This window comes from Plantibacter sp. PA-3-X8 (assembly GCF_003856975.1).
GTDB classification, from domain to species: domain Bacteria; phylum Actinomycetota; class Actinomycetes; order Actinomycetales; family Microbacteriaceae; genus Plantibacter; species Plantibacter auratus.
In genome coordinates, this window is record NZ_CP033107.1 from 1,024,245 (window position 1) to 1,039,283 (window position 15,039).

Consider the following 15,039-nt stretch of genomic DNA (forward strand, 5'->3'; position numbering starts at 1 on the left):
CCGCGGCCGTCCTGAATTGCGAACGTCGCATGCGGTCAACCGGTTGTGCCGGATAGGCTGCAGACGACCCGATGCACCACCCGCGACAGCCACTGCGACACCCGCGACACCACCCCCGCAACACCGCACGAGAGACAGGCGACGATGACTGGACGACTTGCAGGAAAGACCGCGCTCGTGACGGGTGCCGGATCGGGGATCGGACGTTCGGTCGCCGAACGGTTCGCGCGGGAGGATGCCGCCGTGGTCTTCTCCGACCGCGACATCCAGGCCGCCCGCGATGCGGCGGCACCCTTCCCGACCGCCATCGCCGTGCGACTCGACATCGCCGACGAAGCGAGCGTCGAGGCCGCCTTCGCGGTCATGGACGCAGCAGGCAAGACCCCGGACGTCGTCGTCGCGAATGCCGGCGTGCAGCTCTTCGGCCAGGACGCGAAGATCGCCGACCTCGACCTCGAGGTCTGGCAGCGCACGGTCGACATCAACCTCACCGGCACCTTCCTCACGACGAAGCACGCCGTCCGCGCCATGCTCGGCCGCGGCGGCTCGATCATCCTCACGGGCAGCCCGACCGGTCTCAACGGCGAGGGCGCCGACTTCACGGCGTACAGCTCGACGAAGGCCGGCATCCACGGCCTCGGCCGGACCGTCGCCGCGGCCTACGCCGATCAGGGGATCCGCGTGAACACCGTCGTCCCCGGCTACACGGAGACCCCGCTCGTCACCGCGATCTCCGGTGACCCCGAGTCCCGCGCCGCGATCGTCGGGCGCATCCCGCTCGGTCGTCCCGGCCAGGCCTCGGACGTCGAGGGCATCATGGTGTACCTCGCCAGCGACGAGTCGAGCTTCGCCACCGGAGCGACCTTCCGGGTCGACGGCGGCATGACGAGCCTCTGAGCCGACGATCATGACCTCGCGTTCGGGAACCACCTTCCGCGTCGCATCCGACCTGCTGCTCGACCGCGAGCGCGACGCCCTCGCCGTCGGCCGGGGGCCCTGGTCGGCCTCGCTTCGCGGCTCGGAGCTGGACGACATCGCCTTCGACGGCGAGTTCGTGCTGCGCAGCATCCGCTTCGTCGTTCGTGACCAGGACTGGAAGACGCTGCCCGTCATCGTCGACGCGGTCGACCACACGACGAGCGGCCTGCAGTTGCGCGGCCGGGTCGGCGACGACGGCGAGACCGTCGCCTGGTCCCTGTCGGTCGACCTCGGTGCGTCGACACTGCGGGTCGCCGTCCGGGCCGAGGTGACCGCCGCGTTCCGGCGCGCGCGCATCGGTCTCATCGTGCTGCAGTCACCGGCCCTCGCCGGCACCGAGCTCGTCGTCGGCCACCCGGAGGGGTCCACGACGACCACGCGCCTCCCGGAGCACGTCGCTCCGCATCAGCCGGCGATCCGCATCGAGTCCTTCGCCTGGACCGGCGACCGCATCGCGACCACGGCCCGCTTCAGCGGTGACGTGTTCGAGATGGAGGACCAGCGCAACTGGACCGACGCCTCGTTCAAGACCTACTCGACGCCGCTCTCGTTGCCGTTCCCCGTGGCGCTGGCGGTCGGTGACGTCGTGGAGCAGTCCGTCGAGGTCAGCTGTGCGCGGGCCGGTGCTGTCGAGCGCGCCGAGGCCCCACTGGCGACGCCGCTCGCCGTGACCGTCGTGCCCGAGCCGGAGGTCGCGGTGCACGGAGAAGACCCGGTCCTGGAGTCTGTCGACGGGCGGATCGGCGCGCCACTCGACAGTGTCGTCCCCACGATCTCGACCTCGGTGTCGAGCGACCCCGACGGCGGACGCGCTGGTGGGGCGGTCCCGGACCCGATCACCGGGATCCTCGTGGAGATCGACCCGACGAACCCGGACTGGCCGGCCATCCTCGACCGCGCCGTACGCCAGGCCGGCGCCAGGCCCCTCGACCTCCGACTGGTGCTCGGGACGGGTGAGGAGGCCGAGCCGGTGCTGCGGCGGCTCCATGACGCGGCCGTGCCCGTCGTGCGCGTCGGGGCGTTCCATCGCCGTACCCACCTCTCGGAGGGCGCGCTGCTGACCGCGCTCGGCGACGTCCTGCGAACCCTGTGGGCCGAGGGCCCGACGCCGCACCCCGAGCTCGTCGGCGGCACGCGCGCGCACTTCACGGAGCTCAACCGCAACCACGCGCGTCTCGAGCGCTGGGCGGGCCCGGTGGCCTTCAGCATCACGCCGTTCATGCACGACCGTGGCGGGCACCAGCTCGTCGAGTCGCTCGGCATGCAGGCCGTCGTCGTGGCGGACGCTGTCAGGATCGCCGACGGCCGCCCGCTGCACGTCGGGCCGGTCACGCTCGGCGCCCGCTACAACGCGGTCGCCACCACGCGGGCGAGCGCGGGTGACTCCCGTGACGCGGAACTCCGCGCGGGCTTCGGCGCGGAGCACGTGCCCGGCGCGACGGACGACCGGCAGTCGGCCGAGGCACTCGGCGCGTGGGTGGTCGGCAGTGTCGCGGCGCTGGCCGTCCCGGGTGTCGAGTCGCTGTCGTACTTCGAGGCGACCGGACCGCGTGGGCTCGTCGCGGCCGACGGGACGCTGACGGCTGCGGGACGGGCGCTCGGGTGGATCGCCGAGCTCAGCGGACAGCAGCGCGTCGCGGTCGGGATCGGCGGGGTGTCGCTCGGTGCCGGTTCGCCCGTCGCCGTGTCGCCGGTCGCCGTGCCGCCCGTCTCACCGGCAGGCGTGACCGCGATCGCCGCCGTCGATGGCGCCGGCGAGACCGTCGTGATCCTCGGGAACCTCGGCGAGTCGCCGGTCCGGGTCATCCTGAACGGCGCGTCCGAGCCGCGCGTCGTGGACCTCGGTGCGGGTGCGGTCGCCCGGGTCGTGATGGCCGGTTCGGGCTCGTAGATCCTGCTCAGGCGAGCGTGCGGCGCAGGATGGCGAGGTCGAGCCAGCGGCCGAACTTCGTCCCGACCTCCGGCAGCAGGCCGACCTGCTCGAACCCGAGCTTCGTGTGCAGGGCGATCGATGCGGTGTTCTCGGCCTCGATGAGGGCGAGCATGACGTGGTGGCCGTCGGTCGTGGCGCGTTCCAGCAGCTCGACCATGAGCGCCTTGCCGAGGCCGCGCCCCTGCGCGTCCGGGTGGACGTACACGGAGTTCTCGACGGTGTGGCGGTACCCGTCCTTCGCGGCGTACGGACCGTAGCTGCCGTAGGCGAGGACGTCACCCTCGGGGAGCGCGTCGTCGGCGCGCTCGGCGACGGCGACGAGCGCGACCCGGCCCGGCTCCTGGTGGCGGGCGAGCCATGCCTCGCGCTCGGCGAGGTCGGGTGTGACCTCGGTCCAGATCGCGACACCGTTCGCGACCGCGTCGGTGTGGATGGCGAGGACGCCAGGCAGGTCGGCGGGTTCGGCGAGACGGATGCGCATACATCGATCGTAGAGCGCCCTTCGACAAGCTCAGGGACCGGTGGTGTCGGGCTCAGGGACCGACGGTGTTGGGCTCAGGGGTCGGCCGTAGGGAGCCGGGGCGCCCTTCGATAGGCTCAGGGACCGATGGTGTGCGGCTCAGGGACCGACGGTGTTGGGCTCAGGGGCCCGGTGCCCGTGACGGGTAGATTCGAGGCATGTCCTCCTCCACTCCGCTCCCGATGGAGCAGCTCACCGCCGTCCTGAACGCCGAAGTCGCCCGCTACGCCGCGCACGGTTGGACGGTGTCGTCGGTGCAGGGCCAGCAGGCTGTGCTGCAGCGGCAGAAGCGCATCGGCTGGTTCTGGAACCTGATCCTGACGCTTATCACCGGCGGGCTCTGGCTCATCGTCGTGATCATCCGCGTCGTGAACCGCAAGGTCGAGTCGCTCATCGTGACGGTCGACGCCTACGGTCGCATCTCCACGCGACGCTGACGGTCGGAGCATGAGCGAGCGCGGCGAGAGCGATTCCCGGGAGACCGACGCCAGAGCTGTCATCGCCGCGGAGCGCGCCCGGGTGCAGCGGCGGACGCTCACGGTCGTCGTCATCAGCCAGGTCCTCGGTGGCGCCGGTCTCGCCGCCGGGGTGACGGTCGGGGCGCTCCTCGTGCAGGACGTCCTCGGCAGCATGAGCCTCGCGGGCGTCGCAGCCGCGCTCCTGACCCTCGGCTCCGCGCTCACCGCGTTCCTCGTCGGGCGCGTCACCCAGCGGCTCGGCCGGCGCATCGGGCTCGGACTCGGATTCGCGGCGGGCGGCGGCGGCGCGATCGGTGTGGTCGTGGCCGCCACCACCGCTCTGGTGCCGCTCCTCTTCCTGTCGCTGTTCGTCTACGGCGCTGGCACGGCCACGAACCTCCAGGCGCGCTACGCCGGCACCGATCTCGCGACCCCGGCCCGACGTGGTTCTGCGATCAGCGTCGCGATGGTGTCGACGACGCTCGGCGCCGTCGCCGGCCCCAACCTCGTCGAGCCGCTGGGATCGTTCGCGACCGGCCTCGGGCTGCCGTCGCTCGCCGGGCCGTTCCTCCTCGCCGCGGTCGCCTACCTCGCGGCAGGGACGGCGTTCCTCGTGCTGCTCCGACCCGACCCGTTCCTCCTCGCCCGCCGTCTCGACGCCGAGCTCGCGCAGCTGGAGGTGGAGCGGACCGCCGCGGAGCAGACCGCCGTGGAACAGGTGGGGTCGAAGCAGGCATCGCCGACGACCGCCGCACGCCCGCGTCCCGGCGTCGGCGCCTACGTCGGCGCCGCGGTCATGGTGGTTACGCAGATCGCCATGGTGGCGGTGATGACCATGACCCCGGTGCACATGCGCGCCCACCACCACGGCCTCGGCGAGGTCGGGCTCGTGATCGGGATCCACATCGCGGCGATGTACCTCCCCTCGCTCGTGACCGGCGTCCTGGTCGATCGGATCGGCCGCACCCCGATGGCGATCGCCGCCGGCGTGACCCTCCTGCTCGCCGGTGTCACGGGAGCACTCGCGCCGGCGGACTCGCTCGGCCTGCTCATCCTGGCGCTCGCCCTCCTCGGACTCGGCTGGAACTTCGGCCTCATCGCGGGCACCGCGCTCGTCGTCGACCACACCGTGCCCGCCAACCGCGCCCGCACCCAGGGCACGCTCGATGTCCTCATCGCCCTCGCCGGCGCAGGTGCCGGCGTCATGTCGGGTGTGGTGATGGCCGGGGTCGGCTACGAGGCGCTGTCGATCGCGGGCGGGGTGCTCGCGCTCCTGCTCATCCCCGTGCTGCTCTGGGCCCGCCGGGTCACGCCTCGCGGGTGAGCCCGCTCGCCGCTGAGCTGGCGACTTCAGAGGAATCGGTAGACATCCTGGGCGAACTTCGGCACACCCGCCTGAGCGAGCGACTGCAGCAACTCGTCCATCGTGAGCGAAGGCGACTCGTAGGTGGCGACGAGATGCTCGAGCACTGAAAGGGTGACACCCGGGTACAGGTCCAGCTGATCGAGGAGGAACTCGTCCGGATGGACGACCTCGATGTCGAACAGGCTCACGGACTCCGGTGGGAAGTCGGTGATGTTGAAGGTCACCAACACCTCGGCATTGGCGCGGACCGCCGCGGCCAGGACGTGGCGGTCCTTCGGATCACAGGTCATCCCATCGATCAGATCGTCGTATCCGCTCACCAACGCGTCGGGGAAGGCGCGCCCCATCGTGGACAGCCGTTTCTCGACGAGCGTCACGTCGACCCCGTGACCCCGAAGATTCCGGTCGAGCTCGGTCATGACGCCCACCGACCACAGCGGTCGGAACGCGCCGCGGTGGGCAAGCCACAAGAACACGTCATTCAGGGTCGAACCGTACAGCGCACACGTGTCGAAGAATGCGGGAAATGCCATGCCCTCGCGTCACTCCTCGTCGAGGCGCTTCAGCGTCGGCATCGACTCGGAACGAAGTGCGGATCCTTGGCCCGCCCGAGCCAGATCCGTCAGCGCGTCGCGACGTTCGCTCCGCGCTTGTTCCTGGAACTCGACGACATCGCGAAGCATCACCCGTCGGTGGCGTCCGCGCTTTTCGTGAGCGATCTCTCCCTGTTCGAGGAGTTTCACCAACGTCGGTCGCGATACGCCGAGGAAGTCGGCCGCTTCCTGCGTCGTCATCTGCGTGCTGTAGGGCGCGACCGTGACTCCGTGACCGTTGGCCAACGCGTTCGCGACCTGCTCGAGCGCGCGGAAGATCTCGTCGGGGATGGACCGCTGGGAGCCGTCAGGAGCCACGAGCGCCGCCTGGCTCGCGTGTGTGGTGAGGTACGACTCGATCGCCCGGAGCGTCTTCGCGAAATCGACGATGTCGGCCCGGGTGTCGCCGTCGGGAAGGTAGGTGCGAGGCTTGCTGGTCGCGCGAGGCGTGTCGAGGGGATTCACAACTCGATTCTATTCGAAAGATTCGAAAAGAACCTGGCTATTCGGCTGCGGCGGGTACGCGGACCGTGAGGGCGCCGGGCTCGATCCAGGTGTTGATCGCGACGGCCTTGCCGAAACCGTCGCCGTCGAGCTCGATCTCCTCAGGCTTCGACATGCGGGCGATGAAGCGCTTCGCGGTGCCGTAGCGGAGCTCGCCGTCGTCCTTCTGCTTGCCGGCGAGGGCCTTGCCCGCCTTCGTCCGGCGGAGGACGCCGTTCACCCAGGCGACCTTCGCCCAGATGCGGATCCAGCCGAGGATTCCGCCGGGACGCATGAACATGAGGTCGAACAGCCCGTCATCGACGACCGCGTCGGGCAACAAGAGGATGTTGGCCGGGAGCGAGCCGCAGTTCCCGATGATGACGGTGTGGACGGTCGCGCGCGTCTGCGGCTCGTCGTCGATCCGGAACCGCAGGTGCAGCTCGTCCGGGTCGCGCAACGACTTCACGATCGCGTCGACGTAGGCGGCCCAACCGGCCTTGGCCTTGAGGTCGTCGTCGGTGTTCTTGATCATCTTCGCGTCGATGCCCATGCCGGCCATGACGACGAACACATGGCGGTCGCGGGAGTGGTCGGCGCGCTCGATGTCGATGACACCGAGGTCGATCGCCTTGTCCGTGCCGGTGAAGGCCGTGATGACGGAGCCGGGCAGGTCGTTGAGCGTGAGGTCGAGGTTCCGGGCGAGCAGGTTGCCGGTACCCGACGGGAGCAGGGCGAGCGGGATGCCGCTGCCGCGGAGGCCCTCCGAGACGGCGCGGACGGTGCCGTCACCGCCGGCCGCGATGACGAGGTCGACGCCCGCTGCGATGGCATCGGCGGTGACCCCCTGGCCGACGTCGTCGACGGACGTCTCGAACCAGAGCGACTCGGCCCATCCGGCGTCGGACGCCGAGCGCTCGACCGATTCACGGAGTGCGTCGAGGTCGACCTTCACCGGGTTGTAGATGATGGCGGCGACCTTCGTGGCGGTGGCGTCGGCCGGCGCGGTCGTGCTCTCAGGAGTCGTCATCCGATCAGCATAGGAGCGGATTCCGGCAGCGTGGATATCTCGTCTCCGGGTTGACGCGGCACGTGGGGTCTGTAGGCGGCGGAAGAGTATCGTTGAGTCCTTGCAGGCACCGTCCATGCCCGCCACGAACGCAGTGTCCGCGGCGGCCTCCCCATCGTGATTGCGACATCGTGAAGATCCTCTCCATCCAGTCAGCCGTGGCCTACGGGCACGTCGGCAACTCCGCGGCAGTGTTCCCCCTCCAGCGCATCGGCGTCGAGGTGATCCCGGTCAACACGGTGAACTTCTCGAACCACACCGGGTACGGCGCGTGGCGCGGGCCCCTGATCTCGCCGGAGCAGGTCGGCGAGGTCATCACCGGTGTCGAGGAGCGCGGTGCGTTCCCGCAGATCGACGTCGTGCTCTCGGGCTACCAGGGCGGCGTCGGCATCGGCGACGTCATCGTGGACGCGGTGCAGCGGGTCAAGGCGGCGAACCCCGACGCGCTGTACGCGTGCGACCCGGTCATGGGCAACGCGAAGTCCGGCTGCTTCGTCGCCCCGGAGATCCCCGACCTGCTGCGCGACCGCGTCGTGCCGAACGCCGACATCATCACGCCGAACCAGTTCGAGCTGGGCTTCCTCACGGGCACCGAGCCCGCGTCCCTTGAGTCCACGCTGGCGTCGGTCGAGCTGGTTCGTGCGATGGGCCCGTCGGTCGTCCTGGTGACGAGCGTCGAGCGTCCCGACCGCGACCCCGAGACGATCGAGATGCTGGTCGTGGACGATGCCGGTCGGTGGATCGTCCAGACGCCGCTGCTGCCGTTCAAGGCGAACGGCTCGGGCGACGTGACGGCCGCCCTGTTCGCCGCCCACTACGGCGAGACGCGCGACGCGAAGCTCGCCCTGGAGCGGACGGCGTCGAGTGTGTTCGACCTCGTGGAGCTCACGTACCGCTCCGGCCAGCGCGAGCTGCAGCTCGTCGAGGCGCAGGAGTTCTACGCGAACCCGAGGATGCAGTTCACCGCGACGGCGGTCTGAGCCCGACTCCAGCTCCTCAGCTCCCCTTCCGGTCCCTCAGCTCCCTTTTTCCGGTCCCTCAGCGCCCCATCCGGTCCCTCAGCGCCCCATCCGGTCCCTGAGCTTGTCGAAGGGCGGGGTTGTCCGTGTGCACTTCGACAGGCTCAGTGACCGGGGAAGGTGTCTCGAACGGTTTCCGGTCCCTCAGCTTGTCGAAGGGCGGCACTTCGACAAGCTCAGTGACCAGGCTGGCTCAGCGCCCTCCGTCACCGCACGGCGCGGCAGGCGAGGTGGAGCGCGAGGCGCACCTCCGGGTCCGCCATGTCGACGCCGAGGAGCTCCTGCGCGCGTGTGATCCGCGTCGCGACGGTGTTGCGGTGCAGTCCGAGGGCGGCGGCGGTCGGCGCGACCGCGGACTCGTGGTCGAGGTAGGCGGACAGTGTCGTCAGCAGTTCACCGTTGCCGGTCTGCAACGGTGCGAGGAGCGACCGCGCCGCCGGGACGAAGGTGTCGTTGCCGGTCCAGGCGAGCAGGAGCTGTTCCAGGCCGAGGCCGTCCACCCGCACGAACCAGCCCGTCGTGGACCGGTTCGCGGCGATGCGCACCGCGTCGGACGCCTCCCCGAGTGACGACGTCAGGCCCGCCGATCCGCTCGCCAGCGACCCGACGGCCGTCGCGACGTTGAACGAGCGCCGCGCCTCGACGTGCAGGTCGCGGAGAGCGGCGATGTACCGCTCGACCTGCGGTGGCTCCGGCGGTTCGGCGAAGGTCAGCCAACCGCTCACCCCGCGGCCGCTCGTCGTCGCATGGGAGTCCACGGCGATCCGCCCGAGTGCGCCGGTCACGAAGCGGAGGAGTTGCAGGGCGTCCACCCGGCTCCGGCCGACGATGCGGAACGCGAGGTGGTAGCCGGTCGTCCGCCAGCCCCGCTCGAGCATGCGACGTTCGACGTCGGGATCGGGGCGGCCTCGGAGGTCCACGAAGTCCCGCAGGACGCCGGACGACACGGATGCGTCACTGACCTCGGCGACCTCGTCGATGAGGATCCGCGCCGCGACGGCGGGCATGGCGACCTCGGCGGCGACCGCGAGCGCACTCAGTTGTCGGTCGTCGAGTCCGTCCCCGAAGAACGCGACCCGGAGGCCCTCCCGGCTCGGGCTGTCGACCCGGACCGATGCCGCAGCGCCCTGCCCGGCCTTCGTCAGGTCGACCCAGGGGCCGAAGTCGATCGCCGCGTGCACCTCCGACGGCAACCGCCCGCCGGCCTCGAGCAGGACGCCCTCGCTGTCGATGAGGGCGATCCCGTGGCCGATGCTCGTCGAGAGGTGGCGGAGCAGGTCGGCCAGTCCCTCGGCGTGGTACTCGATGGACTGCGCGACCTTGCGGACGTACCCGAGGGTCAGGGAGTCGCGGGCCTCGACGAGCTGCCAGCACGCCTTCGCGAGCAGCATCGGTCGGTCGACGTGCAGGAGCGAGAAGCCGAGTCGGTCGGCGAGCGCGCGCGTCCCCGCGCCGAAGCCGTCGGCCTCCGGGATCGCCAGGGCGAGGAAGCCGCGATCCCGGGTGCGGCGGACGAGTGCGTCCTGCTGCCATGGCCTCGTGGGTGGGGCTCCGGTCACCACGGCGAGTCGGCCGGCCCCGTCCTCGGGGAGGGCCGCCTCGTTCGTCTCGACCACCACGCCGGCCCAGTTGGCGTCGGCCGGGCCGGCGACGAGCCGCACGCCACCGTTGTCGGGGTGCGCGAGGAGCGCGCCCAACTGCAGGCGATCGCTCATGCCGGGACCTCGTCGGTCCGGACTTCGTCGAGCTCGTCCAGGCCGTAGGCGGACGGGAGCACATGGCGGAGTCGTTCCGGGGAGCCGGACCACCAGTCCGGACCATCGACCCGGATGACGGCGACGTGTCTCGCCATCGAGATCGCCGTGACCTCGAGGATGTCCCGCGAGACGGCGTCGACCACGACGATGAGGTCCGGCGCGGCGGCTTCGAGTCGTCCGTCGGTCATGAACGCGAGCGTCTCGGAGCGGGCGACGAGACGGTGCAGCGCGCCACTGCTCCCGTCGATCCCGAAGGTGAGCACGTGCGGGTCCCGGGAGTCCGGCTCGATGCTGCTGACCCGTCCCTCCGCGAGGAGCCGTCCACCCAGCGACTCGGCCAGGGCGGTCAACGGGCCGTCGATCCGTGCGAGGAACGCCCCGCCCAGCTCGAGTGCCCGGGCGGCGTTCCCGACGATGGCGTGCGCGCGGAGGTCGCCGACGGTGAAGCCAGCGAACACCATGCCGCCGCTGCCGCCGGCCTGCACGATCGCCGCGCGGACGACGCGTTCGATGTCGAGGGCCCGCTCGGTCTCGACGAGGGCGACCCCGCCGGCACCGGTGTCGCAGGTGACGACGATGCCCGGGACCTCGTCCACGAGGATCGACATCTGGTCGAGCGAGGGGACGGCACGCCCGGTCAGATCAGCGTCGACGATGGTCCGCCCCGCGGCGAATGCGAAGGGGGTGAGCCCGTTGACCCCGCCACCCTCCAACGAACAGATGGCCGGGATGCGGTGTCCGAGCCAGCGTTCCGCGGCCCCGATCAGCCGCCCGAACGGGTCCGTGCCGGGCAGGCGCTCACTGAGCAGCATCGTCGAGCCGACGAAGCCGACGGCGAGACACGGGGTCTCCGGGTCGAGGTCGTCGACGCTGTGGAGGTCGAACGGCCAGGCGCGCTCGTCGCGGAGGGCCAGCTCGAGCATCGTCGTCGCGCCGCCACCTCCCGAGCCCAGGATCGCGAACCCCGTCGCCAGGGCGGGGAGGCGATCGCGCTCGAGGAGGGTCGGCATGCCCTCAGCCTAGGCTCGGACCGCCTGACCAGCGGCGAACGCATCCGCGGCTTCCGCAGCCGCTGCCTCGCCCTCGACCGGGACGAACGGCTCCGTCAGCCCGAACGCGGTCGGTCCGAAGGCGCGCAGCGCGTCGGGCGTGCGCATGAGTGCGGGCGTCGAGATCCCGAGGACCCGGACGCGTTGGCCGTAGCGGAGGCCCTCCGTGGTGATCGGCTCGGCGGTCTCGTGGTCGACGATGCAGATGAGGTCCGGCACGATCGCGACGACCTCTCCGTTCCACCGGGCGATGAGGTTCTCGTTCTGGAACGAGATCTCGAGGCGTTCGGAGCTCGACGGGTCGGCCGACCAGATGACGGCCGTGCCCTTGGCGAAGCCCTCGGTGGTGCGACGCTCCACGTCGGCCACCTTCCCGACGAACAGCTCCCGCACGTGGGAGTAGAGCGTCGTGGAGAGCGTGTCGGCGATGGCGGCGAACGGCGAACGGTGCTCCTCGCGCGCGACCCGGATCGCCCGGCCGAGGGCCAGCGCCATCGAGATCGTCCGCGGCACCGCGGTGCGACGCACGTCCGCCCCGCTCATCGCGTACTCGGCGATGTGCGCGACCCCGCCGAGTCGGATCGCGATGCCGCGCGCCAACCACTCCATCTGTCGGTCGTCGTCGCCGGTGTCGATGATCACGCGCTCGCCGCGTTCCCCGGCGATGGCGAGCGGCGAACCGTGCACGCCGTACACCGCGAAGGTCTCCATGGAGAGCTCCGGGAAGGCCCGGCCCATGCCGTCGGCGTCGACGACCGGCAGCCCGGTCTCGGCGGCCACGATGAGCGGGATCATCGAGTTGATGCCACCGCACTCGATCGGCATGGTCGCGTCGGCGGTGCGCCCGAGGTGCTCCTCCAGTGTCCGCAGGGCGAGTGTCGGTTCGAACCCGGCCGGGATCTTCTCGACCATGACCGTTGGAGCGCCCATCTGCGCGGTGGGGATGACGAAGAGGTCGTCGGCGAGGTCGTCGGGGTCGAGGATCGTGATGGAGCGGTCGCCGAGCACCTGCTTCACGAGCATCATGCCGATGTACGGGTCACCTCCGCCGCCGGTCCCGAGGAGGGTGGCGCCTCGAGCGAGGTCGGGCAGGTCGTCCGCGGTCAGCGTCCAGCTCATGCGGCGACCTCCGGCGCGTCCGGCGCAGGCGTCTCGGCCGTGCCGTCGAAGCGGTGCGAGGGCACCTCGTACCCGAAGTACCCCGGCCCGACCATCGCCAGCGCCTCAGGACTGTGCCAGCGGTCGTCGCTCGGTGCCGAGATCACGCGGACACGCTGTCCGTAGCGGAGCCCCTCGGTGGTGATGGGCTCGCCGGAGTCGTGCTCGAGCACCATGATGAGGTCGGGCGTGGTCACGAGGGTGACGCCGTCGAGCGCGGCCATGAGGTGCTCGTTCTGGAAGGACAGCTCGAGGCTCGCGTCGACCCCGTCGATCCGTGCGCGACCTCGGGCGAACCCGGTGGTGGTCGCGCGCTCGACGTCGACGACCTTGCCGGAGAACAGTTCGCGACCGCCGAGCAGCTGCACGGTCCGCTCCACGGGGTCGGCCTTCTCGGCTCGGGCCGCCTCGATGCCGTCGCCGATCTCGCGGCACAGCGACAGTGAGTCGGCGACGAGCGCCTCGCGGGCCTGCGCGCCGGACATCGGGAAGCCGGAGATCATGACCGAGCAGCCCATCTCGACACAGGCCACGCGGGCGATGCGTTCCGTCCAGCTGTTGTCGACGGTCGTGAGGACGCCGGTGTTGCCCTTCTCGTCGCTGAACGCGAGCGGGGAGGCGTCTATCCCGTACAGGGTCGGGAGCACCATCTGCAGCTCCGGGAAGGCCCGCCCCATCCCGTCGGCATCGATGAGGGGGAGTCCGAGCGCTGCGGCTGCGGCGATCGGGATGGTCGAGTTCACGCCGCCGACCTCGGCGCACGCGATGTGCGTGACCGGGCGACCGAGGGAGGCACTGAGGGCGTGGACCGGAGCGACGACCTCGGTGAGGCTGGGCAGTTTCTCGACCATGACGGTCGGGGCGCCCATCATCGCGACGGTGAGGACGAGCGCGTCGTCAGGGACCTCGTCGAGGGTGACGACGGTGACGTCGCCGTGCTCACGGAGTGCCTGCGCGGCGAGCAGTGCGCCGATGTACGGGTCACCGCCACCGCCGGTCCCGAGGACGGCCGCACCGCGGGCGAGGCCGGGGATGAGCTCGGCCGAGATGGTCCAGCTCATCGGAGGCCTCCCATGTCGAGGTCGCCGACGGCCTTCACCCGGATGCGCGTGGCGTTCCCGGGGAGATAGGGGATCGGGACCTCGTCGAAATCGACGATCGCGACCGACGCGGGGGAGGCGCCGGCCGCGATCGCCTTGTCGATCGCCTCGGCACGGACCTCGGCGATCGCCTCCTCGCGTCGGCCGGGTTCGATGGCGTAGACCTTGTCGATCTCGCCCCCGACCTGCGCGATGGAAGCACCGATGGCATTCGCCACGGCGTAGTTGTCGGGCCGGTGGACGGCGCCGAAGATGGGGAGTTCGTCTGAGAGCAGGATCGACCCGCCGCCGACCGCCACCACGGGGATCGGCTCGGGGGAGGTGCGCATGCGGTCGACGGCCTCGGCGATGCGTTCGCCGATCCGCTCGAGGACGCGCTCCACGAAGACCGGGTCGAGGTGGGCGACCTTCGAGGCGTCACCGATCGACGCGCGACCGGCGGCCACGGCGATGTCCGTCGCCGTGAGGGTGCTGCCGCCGAAGACGAGGGCCTCGGTCATGAGCTTGTACCCGACGGAAGCCGGCCCGACCTCGGCCGTCTCCTCGTCGACGATGCTGCCGCCACCGATGCCGATCGACAGGACGTCGGGCATGCGGAAGTTGGTTCGGATGCCGGCGACTTTGACCTCGTTCGCCGTCTCGCGGGGGAAGCCGTTGATGAGCAGGCCGATGTCCGCCGTGGTGCCGCCGATGTCGATGACCGCGCAGGTTGCGAGTCCGCTCGTGAGTGCCGCCCCTCGCATCGAGTTGGTGGGGCCGGAGGCGAACGTCGCAACGGGGTAGAGGCGCACGTAGTCCTCGTCCATGAGGGTGCCGTCGTTCTGGCTGAGGAAGATGGGCGCCTCGATGCCCTGCTTCCGGACGGCGGCGGTCAGCCCGTCGACGATCTCCGACGCGAGCTCGCGCAGGGCTGCGTTGATGATCGTCGCGTTCTCGCGCTCCAGGAGGCCGATGCGCCCGATCTCGTGCGAGAGCGAGATGGCCACGTCCGGGCCGAGGACCTCGCCGACGATCCGCGCCGCCTCGACCTCGAGGTCGTGGTTGACGGGGCTGAAGACGGAGGAGATCGCGACGGAGCGGATGCCGTTGACACGCATGTCCTCGGCGTGTGCCCGCAGCTCGTCGGGGTCGATCGGTGAGATGGGGCGTCCGTCGAACTCGTAGCCGCCATGCGCGAGGTAGCTGCGTGCACTGATCGCCTCGACGAGCTCCGCCGGCCAGTCGACGAGCGGTGGCAGTGCGCGGGTCGCCGGGAGCCCGAGTCGCAGTGCCGCGGTGGGTGCGAGCCGCTTGGCCTGCACGAGGGCGTTGATGAAGTGGGTCGTCCCGATCATCACCGCGGTGATCTGCTCGCCGTCGAAGTGGTGGCCGCTGCGCAGTTCGCCGATCGCCTGGACGATCCCGTCGGTCACGTCCGGGGTGGTCGCGTGCTTCACGGCCGCCAGGGTGGTGGTGCCGTCCATGAGCACGGCGTCGGTGTTGGTGCCGCCGACATCGATACCGATGTGCATATGAGGGGTTCGCTTTCTGTTGGTGCGGTGGAGCGGTGTGCGGTG

General features: G+C 70.7%; 14 protein-coding genes. 5 read left to right on the forward strand and 9 right to left on the reverse strand.

The features are described 5' to 3' along the window. Positions 1-144 precede the first annotated feature (144 nt). The gene (locus EAO79_RS04830; RefSeq protein WP_064295403.1) at positions 145-897 is read left to right on the forward strand and encodes an SDR family NAD(P)-dependent oxidoreductase; all 753 of its coding nucleotides are present in this window, start codon (positions 145-147) and stop codon (positions 895-897) included. A 10-nt stretch (positions 898-907) separates the two neighbouring features. Beyond that, positions 908-2,869, forward strand: coding sequence for a hypothetical protein (locus EAO79_RS04835; RefSeq protein WP_124768026.1), 1,962 nt, complete (start codon positions 908-910; stop codon positions 2,867-2,869). A gap of 7 nt (positions 2,870-2,876) precedes the next feature. Here EAO79_RS04835 and EAO79_RS04840 read toward each other — a convergent pair whose 3' ends face one another. Continuing rightward, on the reverse strand, positions 2,877-3,392 hold the full coding sequence (locus tag EAO79_RS04840) for a GNAT family N-acetyltransferase (RefSeq protein ID WP_124768028.1): 516 nt from the start codon (positions 3,390-3,392) through the stop codon (positions 2,877-2,879). A 197-nt stretch (positions 3,393-3,589) separates the two neighbouring features. Between EAO79_RS04840 and EAO79_RS04845 the strand changes: the two genes are divergently transcribed. Then, entirely contained in the window at positions 3,590-3,868 is a 279-nt protein-coding gene (locus EAO79_RS04845; RefSeq protein ID WP_124768030.1) for a hypothetical protein, read from the forward strand. Positions 3,869-3,878: 10 nt separating this feature from the next. Then, on the forward strand, positions 3,879-5,213 hold the full coding sequence (locus EAO79_RS04850) for an MFS transporter (protein WP_124768032.1): 1,335 nt from the start codon (positions 3,879-3,881) through the stop codon (positions 5,211-5,213). A 26-nt stretch (positions 5,214-5,239) separates the two neighbouring features. On the opposite strand, the gene EAO79_RS04855 is transcribed toward EAO79_RS04850, so the two are convergent. From EAO79_RS04855 to EAO79_RS04865, 3 genes are read right to left on the reverse strand one after another with little or no spacing between them, the layout of a single operon-like run. Next, positions 5,240-5,788 (reverse strand): PIN domain-containing protein, encoded by a 549-nt coding sequence (locus EAO79_RS04855; RefSeq protein ID WP_124768034.1) that lies wholly within the window; start codon positions 5,786-5,788, stop codon positions 5,240-5,242. 9 nt (positions 5,789-5,797) lie between these two features. Then, entirely contained in the window at positions 5,798-6,313 is a 516-nt protein-coding gene (locus tag EAO79_RS19315) for a helix-turn-helix domain-containing protein (RefSeq protein ID WP_079704520.1), read from the reverse strand. Positions 6,314-6,350: 37 nt separating this feature from the next. Then, positions 6,351-7,361, reverse strand: a complete 1,011-nt coding sequence (locus tag EAO79_RS04865) for a diacylglycerol kinase family protein (RefSeq protein WP_124768036.1) — start codon at positions 7,359-7,361, stop codon at positions 6,351-6,353. Positions 7,362-7,531: 170 nt separating this feature from the next. Between EAO79_RS04865 and pdxY the strand changes: the two genes are divergently transcribed. Further along, the gene (pdxY, locus tag EAO79_RS04870) at positions 7,532-8,380 is read left to right on the forward strand and encodes a pyridoxal kinase PdxY (protein WP_124768038.1); all 849 of its coding nucleotides are present in this window, start codon (positions 7,532-7,534) and stop codon (positions 8,378-8,380) included. Positions 8,381-8,625: 245 nt separating this feature from the next. On the opposite strand, the gene EAO79_RS04875 is transcribed toward pdxY, so the two are convergent. The 5 genes from EAO79_RS04875 to EAO79_RS04895 are packed head-to-tail and all read right to left on the reverse strand — an operon-like array spanning position 8,626 to position 14,994. Continuing rightward, the gene (locus EAO79_RS04875; RefSeq protein WP_124768040.1) at positions 8,626-10,134 is read right to left on the reverse strand and encodes a CdaR family transcriptional regulator; all 1,509 of its coding nucleotides are present in this window, start codon (positions 10,132-10,134) and stop codon (positions 8,626-8,628) included. Then, complete coding sequence (locus EAO79_RS04880; protein ID WP_124768041.1) at positions 10,131-11,186, reverse strand: DUF917 domain-containing protein; 1,056 nt, start codon at positions 11,184-11,186, stop codon at positions 10,131-10,133. The genes EAO79_RS04875 and EAO79_RS04880 overlap by 4 nt, the downstream gene beginning before the upstream one ends. 9 nt (positions 11,187-11,195) lie before the next feature. Then, the gene (locus EAO79_RS04885) at positions 11,196-12,344 is read right to left on the reverse strand and encodes a DUF917 domain-containing protein (protein ID WP_124768043.1); all 1,149 of its coding nucleotides are present in this window, start codon (positions 12,342-12,344) and stop codon (positions 11,196-11,198) included. Further along, positions 12,341-13,444: a DUF917 domain-containing protein gene (locus tag EAO79_RS04890; protein WP_124768045.1), complete on the reverse strand. Its 1,104-nt coding sequence runs from the start codon at positions 13,442-13,444 to the stop codon at positions 12,341-12,343. Before EAO79_RS04890 ends, EAO79_RS04885 begins: the two co-directional genes overlap by 4 nt. After that, on the reverse strand, positions 13,441-14,994 hold the full coding sequence (locus EAO79_RS04895) for a hydantoinase/oxoprolinase N-terminal domain-containing protein (protein ID WP_124768047.1): 1,554 nt from the start codon (positions 14,992-14,994) through the stop codon (positions 13,441-13,443). The genes EAO79_RS04890 and EAO79_RS04895 overlap by 4 nt, the downstream gene beginning before the upstream one ends. Between the last annotated feature and the right edge of the window lie 45 nt (positions 14,995-15,039).

Coding starts and splice junctions, on each gene's coding strand:
- EAO79_RS04850 (WP_124768032.1), top strand. CDS start 3,879: ATGAGCGAGCGCGGCGAGAGCGATTCCCGGGAGACCGACGCCAGAGCT.
- EAO79_RS04895 (WP_124768047.1), bottom strand. CDS start 14,994: ATGCACATCGGTATCGATGTCGGCGGCACCAACACCGACGCCGTGCTC.
- EAO79_RS04865 (WP_124768036.1), bottom strand. CDS start 7,361: ATGACGACTCCTGAGAGCACGACCGCGCCGGCCGACGCCACCGCCACG.
- EAO79_RS04885 (WP_124768043.1), bottom strand. CDS start 12,344: ATGAGCTGGACGCTGACCGCGGACGACCTGCCCGACCTCGCTCGAGGC.
- EAO79_RS04890 (WP_124768045.1), bottom strand. CDS start 13,444: ATGAGCTGGACCATCTCGGCCGAGCTCATCCCCGGCCTCGCCCGCGGT.
- EAO79_RS04840 (WP_124768028.1), bottom strand. CDS start 3,392: ATGCGCATCCGTCTCGCCGAACCCGCCGACCTGCCTGGCGTCCTCGCC.
- EAO79_RS04835 (WP_124768026.1), top strand. CDS start 908: ATGACCTCGCGTTCGGGAACCACCTTCCGCGTCGCATCCGACCTGCTG.
- EAO79_RS04855 (WP_124768034.1), bottom strand. CDS start 5,788: ATGGCATTTCCCGCATTCTTCGACACGTGTGCGCTGTACGGTTCGACC.
- EAO79_RS04845 (WP_124768030.1), top strand. CDS start 3,590: ATGTCCTCCTCCACTCCGCTCCCGATGGAGCAGCTCACCGCCGTCCTG.
- EAO79_RS04875 (WP_124768040.1), bottom strand. CDS start 10,134: ATGAGCGATCGCCTGCAGTTGGGCGCGCTCCTCGCGCACCCCGACAAC.
- EAO79_RS04880 (WP_124768041.1), bottom strand. CDS start 11,186: ATGCCGACCCTCCTCGAGCGCGATCGCCTCCCCGCCCTGGCGACGGGG.
- EAO79_RS04830 (WP_064295403.1), top strand. CDS start 145: ATGACTGGACGACTTGCAGGAAAGACCGCGCTCGTGACGGGTGCCGGA.